The following is a 16,965-nucleotide window of genomic DNA, read 5'->3' as shown; positions in this document are numbered from 1 at the left end:
GACGAGCGTGATGGGCACGGTTGCGGTCATCGGCGAGCCCGGCCGGATGGAGTGGCTCCGGCTGGCCGGAGCGCTCGTGCTGCCCGCCGGGGACGCCGAGGCGGTCAGGTCCGCCTGGGCGGGGCTCGGCGACGACGTCTCGGTGGTGATCCTCAGCTCCGCCGCGGCCGCGGTCCTCGGGCCGGTGAGCGGCCCGGTCACGGTGGTGCTGCCGGAGGTGGACGACGATGAGCGACAGGATCGGTGAGGCGCTGGCCCCGCTGACGGCCGCGCTGCTGCGGCGGACCGAGCGGGAGGCGGAACAGACCCGCGAGCGGGCCGGCCGTCAGGCGGCGCAGACGGTCGCGGAGGCCGAGGAGGGGGCGCGGGCAGTGCTCGCCGACGCGCGGGCGCGCGGAGAGCGGGAGGCGGACACCGAGGCCGCCGCCGAACGCGTCGCGACCACGCGACGGGTGCGGACGATCGAGCTGACCGCTCGGCGGGAGATCCTCGAGGACTTCCGGCGGCGGGCGCGAACGGCGGTGACCGGCCTGCGCGAGGATCCCTGTTACCCTGCGCTGCTGAAGTCCCTGGGCCGGATGGCCCGGCGACGGGGCGGCGGCGACCTCGTCTTGGCCGAGCATCCCGAGGGCGGTGTCGTCGGGGAGGCGCCGGGGCGGCGCGTCGACGCCTCGCTGCCCGCCCTGGCCGAGCGGGCCGTCGACGCCGCGCAGGGGGAGGCCGAGCGGTCATGGCTGTCGTGACGCGGGTGAACGGGCCGCTCGTCGAGGTGGACGGGATGGCCGGAGCGTCGATGTTCGAACTGGTGGACGCGGGCGGGGTACCGGGAGAGATCGTCGCGCTGAAGGGGGCGCACGCCACCGTTCAAGCGTATGAGTACACCGGCGGGCTGGCTCCGGGCCGGCCCGTCGAACGCATGGGCGTCCCGCTGTCGGCGCGGCTGGGCCCGCACCTGCTGGGCGGGATCTTCGACGGGCTGCTGCGCCCGCTCGACGGGGCGGGCGTCTGGCTGGACCCGCGCGCCGCGCGGACCCGCGAGGGGCGCACCTGGCGGTTCACCCCGCTGGCCGAACCGGGACAGACCATCGCGCCCGGCACCCCGGTCGGCACCGTGGAGGGCGCCGGGGCGGTGCCGTACCTGGTCCTGGCGCCCGGGGGGACCGTCTCCTCGATCCGCCCGCCCGGCGCCTACCCCGCCGACGCGCCGGTCGCCACGGTCGGCGGGCACCGGGTGACCATGGTCTGGCACTGGCCGGTACGGCGGGCGCTGCCGCACCGCGAACGCCTCGGCGAACAGGTCCCGCTGATCACCGGGCAGCGCGTGGTCGATCTGCTGCTGCCGGTGCGCAAGGGCGGCACGGTCGCCGTGCCCGGCGGCTTCGGCACCGGCAAGACCGTCCTGCTGCAGCAGATCGCCAAGTGGTGCGACGCCGACGTGGTCGTCTACATCGGCTGCGGCGAACGCGGCAACGAGATGGCCGACGTGGTCGCCGCGCTGGCCGAGCTGACCGACCCCCGCACCGGCGGGCGGCTGAGTGAGCGGACCGTGGTGATCGCCAACACCTCCAACATGCCCATGATGGCGCGCGAGGCCAGCGTCTACACCGGGATCACGGTCGCCGAGCACTTCCGCGACATGGGCTACGACGCGGTCGTCATCGCCGACTCCACCTCCCGCTGGGCCGAGGCCCGCCGCGAGTTCGCCTCGCGCGGCGGGGCCCTGCCCGCCGAGGAGGGCTACCCGGCCGACCTCGCCTCGGCGCTGGCCGCCTTCTACGAGCGGGCCGGACGCGTCACCACGCTCGGCGGCAGGACCGGCTCGGTGACGATCATCGGTGCGGTCTCGCCGCCGGGCGGGGACCTGACCGAGCCCGTCACCACGCACACCCAGCGCTTCGTGCGCACCCTGTGGAGCCTGGAGCGCGACCTGGCCTACGCGCGCCACTACCCGGCGGTGTCGTGGGCCGGGTCGTTCTCCCGGGACGGCGACGCCCTGGCCCGCTGGCACGCCCGCCACGGCCGCGACGGCTGGAGCGCGACCCGGGCGCGGGTCGCCTCCCTGCTGGGCGAGGCCGACCGGCTGGCCGCGCTGGCCGAGCTGGTCGGCACCGGCACCCTCCCGGCCAGGGAGAGGGTGATCCTGCTGGGCGGGCGGTTGCTGCGCGAGGGGTTCCTGCAGCAGAGCTCGCTGAGCCCTGTCGACGCCTACTGCTCCCCCGGGCGCACGGCCGCGCTGGCCGTACGGGTGCTGGAGACGATCGACGAGTGCCTGGCCCTGACCGAGCGCGGCGTGCCGGTCGGCGAGATCGAGGAGCGCGACTTCTCCCCCGTCCTGCGCGCCAAGGAGGCGCCATGAGCCTGATCGAGCTGGAGTACACCGACGTCGCCGAGCTGCGCGGGCCGCTGGCCGTGGTCCGCGGCGTGTCCGGCGTGGGCTGGGACGAGTTCGCCGTCATCCGGCCGGCCTCCGGCGGGGTGCGGCACGGCCTGGTCCTGGAGGCCGACCGCGACCTGGCCGTGGTGCAGGTCCTGGAGGGCACCGCGGGCATGGCCCCCGGAGGGAGCAGGGTGACCTTCACCGGGTCGCCGCTGCGCGTCCCCGTCGGACCCGGCTGGCTGGGCAGGGTCTGCGGCGGACGCGGGCAGCCCCTGGACGGGGGCCCCGCGGTGTCCGGCACGCTCACCGCTCCGGTGAACGGTCTTGCGCTCAACCCCACCCGGCGGATGCCGCCGGCGGAACCGGTGCTCACCGGGGTGTCGGCCATCGACCTGCTGACCACGCTGGTGCGCGGCCAGAAGATCGCGCTGTTCTCCTCGGCCGGCCTGCCGCACCTGGAGCTGGCCGCGCAGATCGCCGCGCAGGCGCACGCCGCCGGAGAGCCGTTCAGCGTGGTCTTCGCCGCTATGGGGCTGACCCACGCCGACGCCGCCGCGGTGCGCGACACCCTGGAGACGCGCTCGGCCGCCGGTGAGCTGGTGCTCCTGCTGAACCTGGCCGACGACCCCGTGATCGAGCGGCTGCTGACGCCGCGCATCGCGTTGACGGTCGCCGAGCACCTGGCCTTCTCCATGGGCCGGCACGTGCTGGTGGTGATGGCCGACATGACCAGCTACTGCGAGGCGCTGCGCGAGGTCTCGGCGGTGCGCGGCGAGATCCCGGCCCGCCGCGCCTACCCCGGCTACCTCTACAGCGACCTGGCCTGCCTCTACGAGCGCTGCGGGCGCGTGCGCGGCCTGCCGGGCTCGCTGACCCTGCTGCCCGTGCTGACCATGCCCGCCGGGGACGTGACCCACCCCGTGCCCGATCTCACCGGCTACATCACCGAAGGTCAGATCGTCCTGTCCCCCGAGATTCCGGGCTACCCGCCCATCGATCCGCTGGCCTCGCTGTCGCGGCTGATGCGCGGCGGGGTCGGCGCGGGCCGTACCCGGCCCGAGCACATGGACTTGGCCGCCCAGCTCCTGGCCGCGCTGGCCCGCGCCCGGCAGGCGGGCGAGCTGGCCGAGCTGGTCGGAGCGAGCGCGCTCAGCCTCGCCGACCGCCGCTATCTCGATTTCGCCGCCGCCTTCACCAGGGAGCTGGCCGACCAGCGCGGGGACGAGACGCGGTCGCTGGAGGAGACCTTCCGTCGGGCCTGGTGCGTGGTCTCGGTGCTCCCGCGCCGGGAGCTGACCATGCTCGGCCGCGAGGCGCTCGACGCCGGCTACCGGCCGGCCGGCGCGGGCGGCGAAGGTCAGCCCTCCGCAGACGGGGAGGAGCCATGAGACTGCGCCTGCCCCCGGGCCGCTCCGGGAAGCTGTGGCTGCGACGCCGGCTCGGCACCGCCCGCCGCGGTCTGGACCTGCTGGACCGCAAGCTGCGCATCCTGCGGCGCGAGCACGACAGGCTGGTCCTGCTCAGCCGGGAGACCGGACGGGAGTGGGCGCGGGCCGCCGCCGAGGCCGACGCGTGGACCCTGCGCGCCGCGCTGCTGGGCGGTGAGCGGGCCCTGCGGCCTGCCGCCGGCGAGCTCACCGATGTCCGCCTGGAGTGGGCCGACGTCATGGGCACGAGCTACCCGGCCCGGGTCACCTGCGCCTTCCCCCCGCCACCGGAATCCCTGCCGCTCACCGCGGCGCTGGTTCCGGCCCGGGCCGCCTGCCGTACGGCGCTGCAGGCCGCGGCGCGGCACGCCGCCGCGCTGGCGGCCGCCCGCATCGTCGGAGCCGAGGTGGACGCCACCCGCCGCCGCATCCACGCCCTTCGGGAGCGCTGGGTGCCCGCGCTGGAGACCGCGCTCGCCGAGCTGGAGACGGCCCTCGACGAGCTGGAACGTGCGGACGGCATCCGCGTCCGCCGCGCCCGCCGGGAGGTTCCCCCCTGAGCGGCGCATAGTCCGGACGACCCCGTCCACGAGGAGGTGGTCACCGTGAACACCACGACAACAGTGAACATCACGACCCGGGAGCGGTGGGGAGCCACCGGGGGCCTGGTCGCCGTCGCGGCCGGAGCCGCGGCGGCGGTCTTCGAGCGGGGCGGGGTGAGCCCCGACGCCCCGGCCGGGCAGATCACCGCGTTTTTCGCCGCCAACGGATCGGCGATGCTGGCCCAGAGCGCGCTGTTCGTGATCGGAGCGGCGGCGCTGCTGTGGTTCCTCGCCGGTCTGCGCGCCTTCCTGGCCGCGGCCGAGGGCGGCTCGCAACGACTGTCCACGCTGGCCTTCGGCGCGGGCGTCGCCCAGGTCACGATCAACCTCGTGGCCCAGGCGTTCCAGGTCGGGCTGGCCACGGCACCTCCGGAGCAGGTGTCGGCCGGGCTGGTGGCGCTGACGAACGCCGTCTTCACCCTGGCCAACGTGCCGGTGGCGGTGATGCTCGCGGCCGTCGCGGCGGTCTCCCTGCGCCACGGGGCCTTCCCGCCCTGGCTGGGGTGGCTGGGCGCCGCCGCCGCCGTGGCGCACGCGCTCTTGTCCGTCAGCGCCTTCGCCTACAACGGTCCGCTGGCGCCCGGCGGCGCGCTGAGCTACCTGCTGTACCCCGCGCTCGTCGTCTGGCTGGTACCCGCCGCCATCACGATGATCGTGCGCGGCGGCCCGGCCGCGCGGGAGGACCGGGCCTGACCGGCGGCGACCGGCGCGGCGGTCTCGCCGCACCCCGGGCCCACCATGCCGCAGGACTCCACGTCCACGGCCGAACTGCCTCGTGGAGAGGGACTTTCGTCTCTGTCTGCGGTGCCGGGCCCGTCGCAAGGTGAAATTGGAAGTCGTCGCAAGGACGGATCGAGCCGATGTCCGAGAAGAGAACATCCCCCCATCGGGAAACGGAGTTGCTCCGCCAGATGCTGCGCATCCGCCGCTTCGAGGAGCGGTGCGTGGAGCTGTACAGCACCGAGAAGATCCGCGGGTTCATGCACCTGTACATCGGCGAGGAGGCGGTCGCCGCCGGCGTCTGTCACGTCCTGACCGCGGACGACGCGGTCGTGTCCACCTACCGCGAGCACGGCCACGCGCTGGCGCGCGGCCTGCCGATGACCGAGATCATGGCGGAGATGTACGGCAGGGCGGCCGGTTGCAGCCGGGGCCGCGGCGGCTCGATGCACATCTTCGACGCCTCCCGCCGTTTCTACGGCGGCAACGCGGTCGTCGGCGGCGGCCTGCCGATCGCCGTCGGCCTCGCCCTGGCCGACCGGTGCCAGGGCCGCAGCCGGGTGACCGTGTGCTTCTTCGGCGAGGGCGCGATGGCCGAGGGCGAGTTCCACGAGTGCCTCAACCTCGCCTCGCTGTGGCGGCTGCCGGTGCTGTTCGCCTGCGAGAACAACCGGTACGCGATGGGCACCGCGCTGGCCCGCTCACAGGCCGAGACCGACCTGGCGCTGCGCGCGGCCGCCTACGACGTGGTGGCCTGGCCGGTGGACGGCATGGATGCGGCGGCCGTCGCGGACGCGGCGGCACGGGCCACCGAGTCGATCCGCGCCGGGGCCGGGCCGCACTTCCTGGAGCTGCGCACCTACCGCTTCCGCGCCCACTCGATGTACGACCCCGACCGCTACCGGACCAAGACCGAGATCGAGGAGTGGAAGCACCGCGACCCGGTCAGCTCACTGGCCGAGCGGATGAAGGCGGCCGGCGACCTCACCGACGACGACGTCAGGGTCATGGACAAGGAGATCACCGAGGAGATCGACCGGGCGGTCGCCTTCGCCGAGCGGGCGCCCCTGGAGCCGGTCGAGGACCTCACCCGGTTCGTCTACAGCGAGGTGACGTCATGAGCACCAGGACAGCCCGGCCCGCCAGGCGCGAGGACCAGGCCGCCATCACCTACCGCGAGGCCGTACGGGAGTCGATCCGCGAGGCGATGCACCGCGACGAGCGCGTCTTCCTCATGGGCGAGGACGTGGGCGCCTACGGTGGCTGCTTCGCCGTCAGCCTGGGCCTGCTGGAGGAGTTCGGGCCCGAGCGGATCCGCGACACACCGCTGTCGGAGTCGGCGTTCGTCGGCGCGGGCATCGGCGCCGCCCTCGGCGGCATGCGGCCGATCGTAGAGATCATGACGGTCAACTTCAGCCTGCTGGCCCTGGACCAGATCCTCAACAACGCCGCCACGCTGCTGCACATGTCCGGCGGCCAGCTCAACATCCCGTTGGTGATCCGGATGACCACCGGCGCCGGACGGCAGCTCGCGGCCCAGCACTCCCACAGCCTCGAGGGCTGGTACGCCCATATCCCCGGGCTGCGCATCCTGGCCCCGGCGACGCTGGAGGACGCCCGCGGCATGCTCTGGCCCGCGCTGGAGGACCCCGACCCCGTCCTGATCTTCGAACACGGGTCGCTCTACAACACCTCCGGCGTGCTCCGGCCCGGACCGGTCGGCATCACCCGTTCCGCGCTGCGCCGCTCCGGCCGGGACATCACGCTCATCGCCTACGGAGGCACCCTGCACAAGGCCATGAAGGCCGCCGAGGAGCTGGCCTCCGGCGGCGTCGAGGCCGACGTGATCGACCTCCGCGTCCTGCGCCCGCTCGACGACTCCCTGATCGTCGAGTCGGTGACCCGCACCCACCGGGCGGTGATCGTCGATGAGGGCTGGCGCTCCGGCAGCCTGTCCGCCGAGGTCAGCGCGCGCATCGTCGAGCACGCCTTCTACGAGCTCGACGCGCCGGTCGAGCGGGTCTGCACCGCGGAGGTGCCCATCCCCTACGCCCGTCACCTGGAAGAGGCGGCGCTCCCACAGGTCCCCGCCATCGTCGCCGCCGCCCGCCGGGTGATCGCGTCATGAGCGGCCAGGAGTTCCTCATGCCCTCCCTGGGCGCCGACATGGAGTCCGGCACCGTCATCGAATGGCTGGTCAAGCCCGGTGACCGGATCGGCAGGGGTGAGCCCATCGCTCTCATCGACACCGACAAGGCCGTCATCGAGGTCGAGTCCTTCCAGAGCGGCGTCATCGAGGCCGTCCTGGTCGAGGCCGGGTCCCGGGTCCCCGTCGGCACCCCGCTCGCCCTCATCGGCGACGGCCGGCAGGCCGCCCCGTCCGTCCAGGAGGGGCCCACCCCGGAACCGCCGTCCGCGGAGACCCCGGAGGCATCGGCCGTGGAGACCCCGGCCTTGCCCGTCCGGGAGAAGCCCACCCCGGAACCACCGGCCGCGGAGGCTCCGGAACCGCCCGCCGCGGAAGTTCCGGCTCCGGAGACGTCGGCTCCGCCCGTTCCGGAGACACCCGTCCCGGTGATGTCCGTCCCGGAGACCCCGGCCCCGCCCGTTCCCGCGCCGCCGGTCACCTCCCCCCTGGTGCGGCACCTGGCCGAGGAGCGCCACGTCGACCTCGCCGCCCTGCACGGCACGGGCCCGGGCGGGAGAATCACCAGATCCGACGTCGAGCACGCCGGGCGGCCGTCCCGGCCGAAGGCCTCCCCGCTGGCCCGCCGGCTCGCCCGCGATCTCGGCGTCGACCTCGCCGATGTGCCCGGCACCGGCCGTACCGGGGCGATCCGCGCCGATGACGTACGGCGGGCGGCCTCCCGGACGGGCGAGCCGGCGCGGGCCGTACCGGAGAAATCGCGGGCCATGCCGGAGAAAAGCGCGAAGGCCGCGCCGGACCGGGTCGCGAAGGGCCGGGCGAGACCGGAGGCGGCGCGGCGGCAGAGGGCGATGCGGCAGGCCATCGCCCGGGCGATGGCCCGCTCCAAGCGGGAGATCCCGCACTACTACCTCGCCACCACCGTGGACATGAGCACGGCCCTGGCGTGGCTGCGGGAGCGCAACCGCGACCTGCCCGTCGCCCGGCGCCTGCTGCCCGCGGCCCTGCTGCTGAAGGCGTCCGCCCTGGCCGCCCGGGAGGTCCCGGCGCTCAACGGCTTCTGGATCGACGACGCCTTCGCCCCCGGCCGGGCCGTGCACCTCGGTGTGGCGGTCTCGCTCAAGGGCGGCGGCCTCATCGCCCCGGCGCTGCACGGGGCGGCGGACCTCGCCCTGGACGATCTCATGGCCGGGCTGAAGGACCTCGTCGCCCGTTCCCGCGCCGGACGGCTGCGGCAGGCCGAGATGACCGAGGCCACCATCACCGTCACCAATCTCGGCGACCAGGGCGTGCAGACCGTCCACGGCGTCATCTACCCGCCCCAGGTCGCCCTCGTCGGCTTCGGCAAGATCGTGGACCGCCCGTGGGCGGTGGACGGCCTGCTCGGCGTCCGCCCACTGGTCGAGGTCACCCTCGCCGCCGACCACCGCGCCACCGACGGCTACACCGGCAGCCGTTTCCTGTCCGCCGTCGACCGGCTGCTCAACCACCCGGAGGAGCTATGACCCCGCAACAGGCCCGAGAACTCATCACGGACGCCCTCAGCCAGGTCGCCCCGGACGCCGACATCGGCGCCCTCGCCCCGGACGCCGACTTCCGCGACGTCCTCGAACTGGACTCCCTCGACTTCCTCAACTTCGTCGAGACGCTGAGCGACGCCAGCGGATACCGGATCGACGAGGACGACTATCCCGAGTTCGCGACCGTGGCCTCCGGAGTGGAGTTCCTCGCCAAGCGGGTCTGATCCCCGCCCGACCACCGAGCTTGACCACCGAGCTTGACCGCCGAGAGGGCACAGCCGGGCTTAAGAATTCCTAACAAAATGGGGTATGGCGTAGGCGGCTTGGCCGGTGTAGCCAGGGAATGTGAGGAAGGGCCAGCCGCCACCGTGGGTGGTGCCCGATGAGCTGTGGCAGCGCATTGAGCCGCTGCTGCCGGCGGCCGAGCGGCGCTATCGCCATCCGGGGCGTCGCCGCCTGGATGACCGCAAGGTACTGTGCGGGATCTTGTTCGTGCTCTACACCGGGATCCCCTGGGAGTTCCTGCCCCAGGAACTGGGCTTTGGCTCGGGGATGACGTGCTGGCGGCGGCTGCGCGACTGGCACCAGGCCGGGGTCTGGCAGGCCCTGCACGAGCTGCTCTTGGCGCAGTTGCATGCCGCTGATCGGCTGGATTGGTCCAAGGCGGTGATCGACAGTGCGCAGGTGCGGGCGCTCAAGGGCGGCCCAAAACCGGCCCGAGCCCGGTTGACCGGGGCAAGACGGGCTCCAAGCACCATGTGATCACCGATGGGAGCGGCATCCCGCTGGCCATGGGCTTGGGCGGCGGCAACCGCAACGACATCCTGCAGCTGATTCCGTTGATCGATGCGATCCCGCCGGTCCGCGGCAAGCGTGGCCGGCCCCGGCGCCGACCCGCGGTGATCTATGCCGACCGGGCCTATGACCACGAGATCTACCGGCGGCAGGTGCGAAGGCGCCGGATCGAGCCGATCTTCGCCCGGCGCGGCACCGGCCACGGCTCCGGGCTGGGCACACATCGCTGGGTGGTGGAGCAGACGCTGGCCTTGCTGCACCACTTCCGCCGACTGCGGATCCGCTGGGAGATCCGCGACGACATCCACGAGGCGTTCATGATCCTGGCCGCCGCCATTATCTGCTGGCGGCGGCTCCAGCACTGACTCACATTCTGTTAGGAGCTCTAAGGCTCAGGTCCGGCTGGGGCCGTGACCGCGCTCGACCTCCCGGATCCAGGCGGCCTCCCACTCGGCGTAGCGCCCGCGGTCCAGCAGCCATCGCAAACCCAGCAGGCACAGCGCCGCCGTACCCGCCGCCCCGGCCAGCACGGCGGCGCCCGCGGCGACGGCGCGGGTCACGCTCTCCAGCCGGTGCTTGGGCGGGGTGGTGACGCGTCCGTCTCCGTCAACCCACACCTGGGTCACGGCGCCCGTCCTGGCCCCCGGCCAGACACCCACCCGGCCGGTCGTCTCCTGGCCGGCGGCCGTCGTCCAGCGGGCCGCGACCGTCAGCTCCGGCACCCTCTCTCCCCCGGCGAACCCCGGGGCGGGCGCGTCCTGCGTCAGCGTCGCCGTCACCAGCTCCCGCACCCCGGGACCGGTGCGCTCGGCGGCCAGGCCGTCGGCGTAGACCAGCTGCCCCAGGGCGATCGCGGGCCACACGCTGAGCAGGACCAGGGCCAGCGCCGTCAGCACGGCCGCCGTCTCCAGGCGGTCGGAGCGGCGGCGCAACTCGTTGCCGTCCAGCCGGTACCGGCGCACGCACCGGGTCATCCAGTCGGTCACGGTCCGCATCTCGCACCTCCCGTAAGGCCGCCCTCCCGAGGCCCGCCCTTCCGGCTCCGGGCCTTCAATGTCCGGCATCGCCGGCGTGCCCGGCAGGGCCGTACGGGGCGGACGGACCGGGACCTTGGACTCTTATCGATCCGGGCTCTTGCCGCCTTCACCGGCCCGCGACGGGCCGGCGCAGCAGCCGCCGCATCGCCAGGCCGGTGAGGACGGCGGCGGTGGCCGCCATGAGCAGGCCGCCGAAGAGCCCGATGACCGCGGTCAGCCAGCCGGGCTGGCCCTCCTGCCACAGCGGCGAGGCCACCGCGAAGAACACGCCCAGGGCGACCAGCCAGGCGCCCGCGCTGGCGGCGATCCACCACGCGGCCCCGGCCACCCGGCGGCGCAGCACCCGCCACTGGAACAAGCCCATGGCCGCCAGCAAGACCAGCCCCAGCAGCACGACCACCGCGACCGGCCATTTCGTGATCCCCTCGCCGAGGACGATCGGGACGGCGCCGATGGCCCAGGCGACGGCCGCCCCGGCCGCGGTCGCCCGCACCCAGGAGCCGGTGCCCACCGAGGGCAGCGCCGTCCGCAGCGCGTAGGCCTGGGCCAGTCCCAGGACGGTCCCCTCGACCAGGCCGGCCATCAGGATCGCGGCGGCCTGGAGCAGCGGCGCGACGCCCAGTACGGCCCACCCGGGGTCGGCCACCGCGGGACCGGTCAGCGCGGGCACCGAGAAGCCGAGGATCTCCCCCGCGGTGACCGCGACGATCCAGCGCCGCAGCCACCTGCGGTCCGCGGGCCACGGCCGCGGGGCGTCCGCCGGGTCGAGGGGGTCCAGGCGCACGGTGACGGCCACGGCCTCCTCCACCGGCATGAGGTTCCCCTCCCTGCCGACGGTGCGCCCCACGGCCGACAGCGCCGCGCGGACCCGCTCGGGGTCCCGGCTGACGACCGCCCGGCCGGTGCGCCCGGCGCCGCGCAGGACGAGCCGGAGCGCGGCGCCGCCCTCCAGGTTGCGCCACCAGTTCCGGGAGCGCCTGCTGACCAGGGTGAGCACGTCGCCGTCCTGGGCGTACTGGACAGGCACCGTGATCGCGGCACCGCTGCGGCGGCCGGTGAGCGTCAGCAGGACGACCCACCGGGACACCAGATCGTGCCAGGGGGTGCCCAGCAGCCGCCGTACCACCGGGTTGACCAGGCGCGTCTGCACCCGGTCCAAGACCCGGCGCGGGCGGCGGGCGCTCGGCGCGGCGGCCCGGGTCATGACCGTCACCTCATGGGGAAGGGGCGACCGCGCGCCGCTCGGCCGGTGCCGGCTCGGGGGCCGGCGGCGACGGCGCGGTGCCGGTGTCGCCGGGGTGACGGCCCAGCAGCAGGTACAGGATCGGGCCGACCGGCTGGACGAAGATCACCGGCCACCACAGTGCCTTGTGTCCCCGCACACCGGACTGCGGCCGCAGCCACAGGTCCACCGCGGCGGCGGAGGTGAGCGCGAACTCGATCGACGCCAGCGCGATGACGGCGCCACGCTGACGCGGCGACATGTCGTCCCACCGCATCCTGCGCGCACGCCGGATCGATCTACCGGTCATCTCACAGCCTCCTCACCGGCTCGGGGACACGCCCGCACGGGGGTCCCGGACCGTCTACCGTCATGCTCGCCGGTGGTGCGGCCGCCGTGTAGAGGCGAAGGTCCCGGAAACGCGCGACAGGCGCGCGGCGGTGAACCGCTTGATCGCCGGTACCGTGCCTCGCATCAGATCGGATGAGACGAGATGAGCGACGAGATGAGCTTCGCGCACGGGAAGGTGCGTCCGGGGCCGCCTGCTGTGGCGGCGGCCCCGGACGGACGCGCTGGATCAGCGCCGTTCCGGAGCGGCGCTAGCCGAACAGCCGCAGGATCTGGTTGAGCAGATCCGCGATGCTACCCAGCGGGCTACCGCCGTTGAGCAGGTTGGCTATGGCGCACAGCAGGTTGCCCAGCAGGTTGCCCGGTCCCGGGTCCGCCTCGATGACCAGGTGAACCCGGTTCAGGTGGACCTCCAGACCCAGCAGGTCGAGGTCCAGCGGCCCGAGCGTGAGGTCGAGGATCGTGCAGGTCGCCTGGTTGGCGCTCTGGACGTCGAGGGTGATCGTGCGGGTGGTCGTGCCGATGACGGCACCGGCCGCGTCGGTGAGGGTGGCGTTCAGAGTGCCGGTCGCCGTGAGCGTGTCGCCGACCTGGGTGAAAGCGGTCGGGGTGAATGTGCCGACGGCGCTGCCGCCGCCGGCGACGGTTCCGGTGACCTGTTCGACCGTGAGGGTGCCCCCTGGGTCTGCTGCGAAGGTGTTCCCCGGTGCTGACGAGGACGTGGCGTGACTCGTACTCGGTACGAGCACGGCGACTATCGCCGAGAGTATTGCGATGATGCCGATTCGTAACTGCATCGGGCTGATGCCTCCTTGGCTCGGAGTGTCGCCTCCTGCGACACTCTGATCGCCCGGCCAGGCGGCGTACGGTTACCCGCTTCGGACACCGGAAAACGCCGCGTTCCCGCCACGGGAACAGATGAGCCGGGCACCCGGAAGCGATGCGCTGGTCAGCGTCCGGTCGGAGGCGAACCTGCAATTTCGTTATGGCGCGTTCCAGGAACCCGCCGTGCAGAGCGCCGTCCGGTGGGATGTCAGGCGGGTTCCTGCGGCGATAGCGCCACGGGTTCGATGCGGAACGGCGCGGTCCGCACCTCCGCCTCCTGCTCGGTGTCGGGGGCGCGCCCGGCGGGCGCGGCTCACCAGAGTCCATGGTCCCGGCTGAACGGCCCGGAGAGGGCGTGCTCGCGACCGCGCGACAGGCGCGCGGCGGTGAACCGCCTGATCGCCAGCACCGTGCCGCCGACCAGGACCGCCACCGCGGCGGTCAGCGGGACCAGCAGATCCTGGTGCTGCCTGGCGGCGCTCCCGGCGACCGCGCCGATCACCACGTAGAACGTCACCCAGGCGGCCGCGCCGGTCATCGCCCAGCCGACGAAACGCCGGTAGGGCATGTTCAGCGTGCCGGCCAGCACCGGGGTGAGGGCGTGGGCGACCGGCAGGAAGTAGGCCACCGCGAGGGTCACCCCGCCGTCGGTCCCGCCCATGAGGCGCTCGGCGCGCTCCCAGCGCCGTGCACCGACCCAGCGGCCGGCGCGGCCGCGCCGCAGCCGCGTGCCGTACATCCTGCCGATCAGGTAACCGCCGGAGGCGCCCAGATAGCACCCGGCCACCCCCGCCACGACCACGCCGGCGACCTCGGCGGGACCCTCCGAAGCGATGCCCGCCATCAAGATGGCCGCGTCCGCGGGCACCAGCAGGCCGATCAGCAGCGAACCCTCCATCGCCAGCAGCGCCAGGAGGGCGGCGCCGACCACCAGGAAGCCCTGCCCGGCCAGCAGGTCGAGCAGCCCGGCAAGCAGGTCGTTCAGCGCACCCAGCATGACTCCGTCCTTCTCCCGCCGGCCGGGACGCGGGCGCGCCGTCCCGCCGGGGCGGGTCGGGCGGCGCCGCTCGCCGTCACGGCGCTAGGGGGCGTCCAGCAGCGCCGTGAGCTCCTCCAGCGCCTCCTTCAGGTAGCCGGGGACGGCCCACACGTCGGGCACCATGTCCCGGCAGGCGGTGATCCCGACATCCAGGCGGCCGTCGTAGGAGAAGACCGTGATGTTGAGCCCGCCGCTGACGCCGGTCACCACCGAGACCGGATAGTGCGCCAGCAGGCGGGCTCCGGCGACGAACAGGGGCACCTGCGGGCCGGGGACGTTCGAGACGATCAGGTTCATCGGCGGCGCCGCCTGCCCGAGCAGCGCGAACGCGGCCCGGTCGGCCAGTCCGGTCAGAGCGGCCGGCAGGCTCTCGGTGAACTCCCGCATCCAGCTCGCGGGCACCGGATCGAGCCGGGCCTTGAGCCGTTCCATGGACGCGTGCACCTCCTGCAGCCTCCGCCGGACGTCGGCGACGTGGGTCGGCAGCGGCACGGTCATGATCGTGACCTGGTTGCCGCGTCCGCCTTCACCGGGTCGCCTCAGCGCGAAGGGCACTCCCACGATCAGCGGCTCGGCGGGGAGCATCGCGTGCCCGGCCAGCCAGCGCCGGACCGCGGTGGCCGCCAGCGCCAGGACCACGTCGTTGACCGTGACGCCGAACGCGTTCTTGACGCGTTTGACCTCGTCGAGCGGGAGCTCGGCGAAGGCGAAGCGGCGGTGGGCGGAGACCGGCCCGCTCAGCGGTGTGCGCGGGGTGGGCAGGTGGGGCAGCTCCGGCCGCGACCGCCCGCTCAGCCATCTCGTGACCCGGGACACCTGCCCGGTGCCGGGGATGCGGGAGACGACCGGGATCTCGTCCAGATGGGGTATCGCCTCGGCGAGGAAGCGGAGGACGTGGGTGGGGCCGGTCAGCGCGTGCAGGGCGCCGCGCGCCAGCATCCACGGCACGTGCAGCGGCCCGTCGGGGCCGGAGGGAGGCGGTTCCCCCGCGTGATCGCGCTCCGGTTCGGCGGACGGGTCCATGAGCGAGGCGAGCACGTCGGCGCCGCCCAGGCCGTCGATCGCGGCGTGGTGCAGCTTCGTGTAGACCGCCGAGCGGCCACCGGCCAGGCTCTGGATCAGGTACATCTCCCACAGCGGCCTGGTGCGGTCCAGCCGCCGCTCGTGCAGCCGGGCGACCTGCTCGCCCAGCTGGGCGTCGTTCCCGGGCGAGGGCAGGGCCAGCTCACGCAGGTGATAGTCCAGGTCGACTTCGGCGTCGGCCACCCAGTAGGGCCGGTCGAGCCGGAACGGGACGCCTTTCAACCGCTGCCGCAGTTGTTCCACGCGCCCCAGCCGATCCTTCAGCAGGACGAACAGCTCGTCCCTGGACACCTCGCGTTCCAGGATCGCCAGCCCCGCGACGTTGGCGACGTCCGCCTCCGTCTCGAAGTCGAGGAACTGCTCGTCCAGAGCGCTCAGCTGACGCATCACGCTCTCCCTTCATGCTTCGTACGGCGGCCGCACCGGCGGGGGGGGAGCACCGCAGAGGCCGGCACCGGCCCGCCGGCGGGGTCAGGCGGGATCCTGCGGTGAGAGCGCCACGGGCTCGATGCGGAACAGTGCAGTCCGCACCTCCCCCTCCTGCTCGGTGTCGGGGGCGCGCCCGGCCACGGCCTTCAGCACGTCCACGGTGGTGATCATCCCGACCAGGCGGGCGCGGTCGCCGAGAACCGGTACCGCGTCACAGCCGGCGTCGAGCATCATCGCGGCCACCTCCGACAGCGGCTGGTCCGGATGGGCCCGCGGCGTCCTGCGCCGGCCGAGCAGGTCGCGGATCGGGCGGTGGGCCTGCTGGGCGGGGCCGCCGGACCAGTGGTCGGACAGGTCCTGGCGGGTGAGGATGCCCAGCAGCCGGCCGTGGGCGTCGAGCACCGGAAGGTGGTGGACCTCCGCCCGGCGCATCAGCTCCCAGGCCATCAGCGGCGACTCCTCAGGGGTGATCGTGACCAGGACACGGTTCATCACCTGTCCGGCGGTCAGCGCCCGGTTGTTCATCGTTCCTCCTCACGCGGTCGCACCACGGCGACCGGGCAGTGTGCGCGGTGCAGCACGCCATGGCCGACCGAGCCCAGTACGGCCGCGCCGAATCCGCCCAGCCCGCGCGAGCCCACCACGACCAGGTCCGCCCGGCGCGAGGCGTCCGACAGCGCGCGGACCGGGTGGTCGCACACGGCCGCCTCCTCCACCTCGATGTCGGGGTATTTCTCCCGCCAGGGCGCCAGGTACTGCCGGACCACCTCGGCCTCGTCCCGGTAGAGGCCCTTCACCACCGGGCTGTAGCCCAGCGCGTAGGGCGAGACCATGGGCATCTGCCAGGCGTGGACCGCCCGCAGCCGGCAGCCCCGCAGCCGGGCCTGGGTGAAGGCGTACTCCAGCGCGGCCTCCGAATGCTCGGAGCCGTCGAACCCGGCCACGATCACGCCGTGCGCGGTCCGGGCCGCCGTACGCACCACCACGACGGGGACGGCCGCGTGCCCGGCCAGGGCCAGGCCGACCGAGCCGAGTACCAGGCCGGCGAAGCCCCCCAGCCCTCTGCTCCCGATCACCAGTTCGTCGGCTCCTTCTGACTCGGCCTTGAGCCGCTCGACCACCGCCCCGGTCGCCAGGTCGGTGGTGATCTCGATGGCGGGGGCACGTTCACAGGCCCGTCGCTCGGCCGCCTCCAGCGTCTCCCGGCCGTATCCGGCCGCCGGGTCGTCCGCCACTCCCGCCCGGAAGAAGGGAGTGGCGGCGGCCCACGGCTCGTGCACATGCACGATCTTCAGTGCCGCGCCGCGGCGCGCGGCCTCCTCACTCGCCCAGTCCAGCGCCGCCGTCGCGGGGGCGGACCCGTCGACGCCGACGACGATCAGTCCGGTCACGGCC

Annotated in this window: 19 protein-coding genes; 11 read left to right on the top strand and 8 right to left on the bottom strand. The window is 73.9% G+C overall.

The genetic code is table 11. The features are described from left to right. The first annotated feature begins 7 nt into the window (after positions 1 to 7). The 11 genes from Psi01_RS34600 to Psi01_RS34550 all read left to right on the top strand — a co-directional run bounded on the left by Psi01_RS34600 (position 8) and on the right by Psi01_RS34550 (position 9,952). Positions 8 to 247 (top strand): hypothetical protein, encoded by a 240-nt coding sequence (locus Psi01_RS34600; protein ID WP_204068366.1) that lies wholly within the window; start codon positions 8 to 10, stop codon positions 245 to 247. After that, positions 228 to 743 carry a V-type ATP synthase subunit E family protein gene (locus Psi01_RS34595; protein WP_204068365.1) on the top strand — a complete coding sequence of 172 codons (516 nt, stop codon included), beginning with the start codon at positions 228 to 230 and terminating at the stop codon, positions 741 to 743. Before Psi01_RS34600 ends, Psi01_RS34595 begins: the two co-directional genes overlap by 20 nt. Then, positions 731 to 2,356: a V-type ATP synthase subunit A gene (locus tag Psi01_RS34590; protein WP_204068364.1), complete on the top strand. Its 1,626-nt coding sequence runs from the start codon at positions 731 to 733 to the stop codon at positions 2,354 to 2,356. Before Psi01_RS34595 ends, Psi01_RS34590 begins: the two co-directional genes overlap by 13 nt. After that, positions 2,353 to 3,765 carry a V-type ATP synthase subunit B gene (locus Psi01_RS34585; RefSeq protein WP_239128245.1) on the top strand — a complete coding sequence of 471 codons (1,413 nt, stop codon included), beginning with the start codon at positions 2,353 to 2,355 and terminating at the stop codon, positions 3,763 to 3,765. Before Psi01_RS34590 ends, Psi01_RS34585 begins: the two co-directional genes overlap by 4 nt. Next, complete coding sequence (locus Psi01_RS34580; RefSeq protein WP_204068363.1) at positions 3,762 to 4,364, top strand: V-type ATP synthase subunit D; 603 nt, start codon at positions 3,762 to 3,764, stop codon at positions 4,362 to 4,364. The genes Psi01_RS34585 and Psi01_RS34580 overlap by 4 nt, the downstream gene beginning before the upstream one ends. Before the next feature lie 45 nt (positions 4,365 to 4,409). Further along, a complete protein-coding gene (locus tag Psi01_RS34575; protein WP_204068362.1) occupies positions 4,410 to 5,099 on the top strand; it encodes a hypothetical protein in 690 nt (229 codons plus the stop codon). 206 nt (positions 5,100 to 5,305) lie between these two features. Next, positions 5,306 to 6,247 (top strand): pyruvate dehydrogenase (acetyl-transferring) E1 component subunit alpha, encoded by a 942-nt coding sequence (pdhA, locus tag Psi01_RS34570; RefSeq protein WP_204068361.1) that lies wholly within the window; start codon positions 5,306 to 5,308, stop codon positions 6,245 to 6,247. Next, positions 6,244 to 7,254, top strand: coding sequence for an alpha-ketoacid dehydrogenase subunit beta (locus Psi01_RS34565; protein ID WP_204068360.1), 1,011 nt, complete (start codon positions 6,244 to 6,246; stop codon positions 7,252 to 7,254). Before pdhA ends, Psi01_RS34565 begins: the two co-directional genes overlap by 4 nt. Continuing rightward, on the top strand, positions 7,251 to 8,777 hold the full coding sequence (locus tag Psi01_RS34560; protein WP_204068359.1) for a dihydrolipoamide acetyltransferase family protein: 1,527 nt from the start codon (positions 7,251 to 7,253) through the stop codon (positions 8,775 to 8,777). The genes Psi01_RS34565 and Psi01_RS34560 overlap by 4 nt, the downstream gene beginning before the upstream one ends. Further along, entirely contained in the window at positions 8,774 to 9,016 is a 243-nt protein-coding gene (locus tag Psi01_RS34555) for an acyl carrier protein (RefSeq protein WP_204068358.1), read from the top strand. The genes Psi01_RS34560 and Psi01_RS34555 overlap by 4 nt, the downstream gene beginning before the upstream one ends. 148 nt (positions 9,017 to 9,164) lie before the next feature. Further along, positions 9,165 to 9,952, top strand: a protein-coding gene (locus Psi01_RS34550; protein WP_373872532.1) for an IS5 family transposase whose coding sequence is annotated in 2 segments (ribosomal slippage) — positions 9,165 to 9,498 and positions 9,498 to 9,952 — 789 coding nt in all. Because the reading frame shifts where the segments join, the coding sequence is not laid out codon by codon here. Between the two features lie 27 nt (positions 9,953 to 9,979). Here Psi01_RS34550 and Psi01_RS34545 read toward each other — a convergent pair. The 8 genes from Psi01_RS34545 to Psi01_RS34510 form a co-directional block, all read right to left on the bottom strand. After that, positions 9,980 to 10,582 carry an Rv1733c family protein gene (locus Psi01_RS34545; RefSeq protein WP_204068356.1) on the bottom strand — a complete coding sequence of 201 codons (603 nt, stop codon included), beginning with the start codon at positions 10,580 to 10,582 and terminating at the stop codon, positions 9,980 to 9,982. A gap of 148 nt (positions 10,583 to 10,730) precedes the next feature. After that, on the bottom strand, positions 10,731 to 11,828 hold the full coding sequence (locus Psi01_RS34540; protein WP_204068355.1) for a nitroreductase/quinone reductase family protein: 1,098 nt from the start codon (positions 11,826 to 11,828) through the stop codon (positions 10,731 to 10,733). 10 nt (positions 11,829 to 11,838) lie between these two features. Further along, the gene (locus Psi01_RS34535) at positions 11,839 to 12,156 is read right to left on the bottom strand and encodes a PLD nuclease N-terminal domain-containing protein (RefSeq protein WP_239128244.1); all 318 of its coding nucleotides are present in this window, start codon (positions 12,154 to 12,156) and stop codon (positions 11,839 to 11,841) included. Between the two features lie 289 nt (positions 12,157 to 12,445). Next, positions 12,446 to 12,991 (bottom strand): hypothetical protein, encoded by a 546-nt coding sequence (locus Psi01_RS34530; RefSeq protein ID WP_204068354.1) that lies wholly within the window; start codon positions 12,989 to 12,991, stop codon positions 12,446 to 12,448. Between the two features lie 341 nt (positions 12,992 to 13,332). Next, on the bottom strand, positions 13,333 to 14,016 hold the full coding sequence (locus Psi01_RS34525) for a DedA family protein (protein ID WP_204068353.1): 684 nt from the start codon (positions 14,014 to 14,016) through the stop codon (positions 13,333 to 13,335). 84 nt (positions 14,017 to 14,100) lie between these two features. Further along, on the bottom strand, positions 14,101 to 15,528 hold the full coding sequence (locus Psi01_RS34520; protein ID WP_204068352.1) for a WS/DGAT/MGAT family O-acyltransferase: 1,428 nt from the start codon (positions 15,526 to 15,528) through the stop codon (positions 14,101 to 14,103). An 84-nt stretch (positions 15,529 to 15,612) separates the two neighbouring features. Further along, a complete protein-coding gene (locus Psi01_RS34515; protein WP_204068351.1) occupies positions 15,613 to 16,095 on the bottom strand; it encodes a CBS domain-containing protein in 483 nt (160 codons plus the stop codon). Then, positions 16,092 to 16,961, bottom strand: a complete 870-nt coding sequence (locus Psi01_RS34510; protein WP_204068350.1) for a universal stress protein — start codon at positions 16,959 to 16,961, stop codon at positions 16,092 to 16,094. Before Psi01_RS34510 ends, Psi01_RS34515 begins: the two co-directional genes overlap by 4 nt. Between the last annotated feature and the right edge of the window lie 4 nt (positions 16,962 to 16,965).

The sequence above is a fragment of the Paraplanobispora siamensis genome (assembly GCF_016863175.1).
Classification (GTDB): domain Bacteria; phylum Actinomycetota; class Actinomycetes; order Streptosporangiales; family Streptosporangiaceae; genus Planobispora; species Planobispora siamensis.
This window is presented reverse-complemented; position numbering and strand designations above follow the sequence as displayed.

Coding starts and splice junctions, on each gene's coding strand:
- Psi01_RS34525 (WP_204068353.1), bottom strand. CDS start 14,016: ATGCTGGGTGCGCTGAACGACCTGCTTGCCGGGCTGCTCGACCTGCTG.
- Psi01_RS34535 (WP_239128244.1), bottom strand. CDS start 12,156: ATGACCGGTAGATCGATCCGGCGTGCGCGCAGGATGCGGTGGGACGAC.
- Psi01_RS34565 (WP_204068360.1), top strand. CDS start 6,244: ATGAGCACCAGGACAGCCCGGCCCGCCAGGCGCGAGGACCAGGCCGCC.
- Psi01_RS34555 (WP_204068358.1), top strand. CDS start 8,774: ATGACCCCGCAACAGGCCCGAGAACTCATCACGGACGCCCTCAGCCAG.
- Psi01_RS34595 (WP_204068365.1), top strand. CDS start 228: ATGAGCGACAGGATCGGTGAGGCGCTGGCCCCGCTGACGGCCGCGCTG.
- Psi01_RS34580 (WP_204068363.1), top strand. CDS start 3,762: ATGAGACTGCGCCTGCCCCCGGGCCGCTCCGGGAAGCTGTGGCTGCGA.
- Psi01_RS34585 (WP_239128245.1), top strand. CDS start 2,353: ATGAGCCTGATCGAGCTGGAGTACACCGACGTCGCCGAGCTGCGCGGG.
- Psi01_RS34560 (WP_204068359.1), top strand. CDS start 7,251: ATGAGCGGCCAGGAGTTCCTCATGCCCTCCCTGGGCGCCGACATGGAG.
- Psi01_RS34515 (WP_204068351.1), bottom strand. CDS start 16,095: ATGAACAACCGGGCGCTGACCGCCGGACAGGTGATGAACCGTGTCCTG.
- Psi01_RS34540 (WP_204068355.1), bottom strand. CDS start 11,828: ATGACCCGGGCCGCCGCGCCGAGCGCCCGCCGCCCGCGCCGGGTCTTG.
- Psi01_RS34530 (WP_204068354.1), bottom strand. CDS start 12,991: ATGCAGTTACGAATCGGCATCATCGCAATACTCTCGGCGATAGTCGCC.
- Psi01_RS34590 (WP_204068364.1), top strand. CDS start 731: ATGGCTGTCGTGACGCGGGTGAACGGGCCGCTCGTCGAGGTGGACGGG.
- Psi01_RS34520 (WP_204068352.1), bottom strand. CDS start 15,528: ATGCGTCAGCTGAGCGCTCTGGACGAGCAGTTCCTCGACTTCGAGACG.
- Psi01_RS34545 (WP_204068356.1), bottom strand. CDS start 10,582: ATGCGGACCGTGACCGACTGGATGACCCGGTGCGTGCGCCGGTACCGG.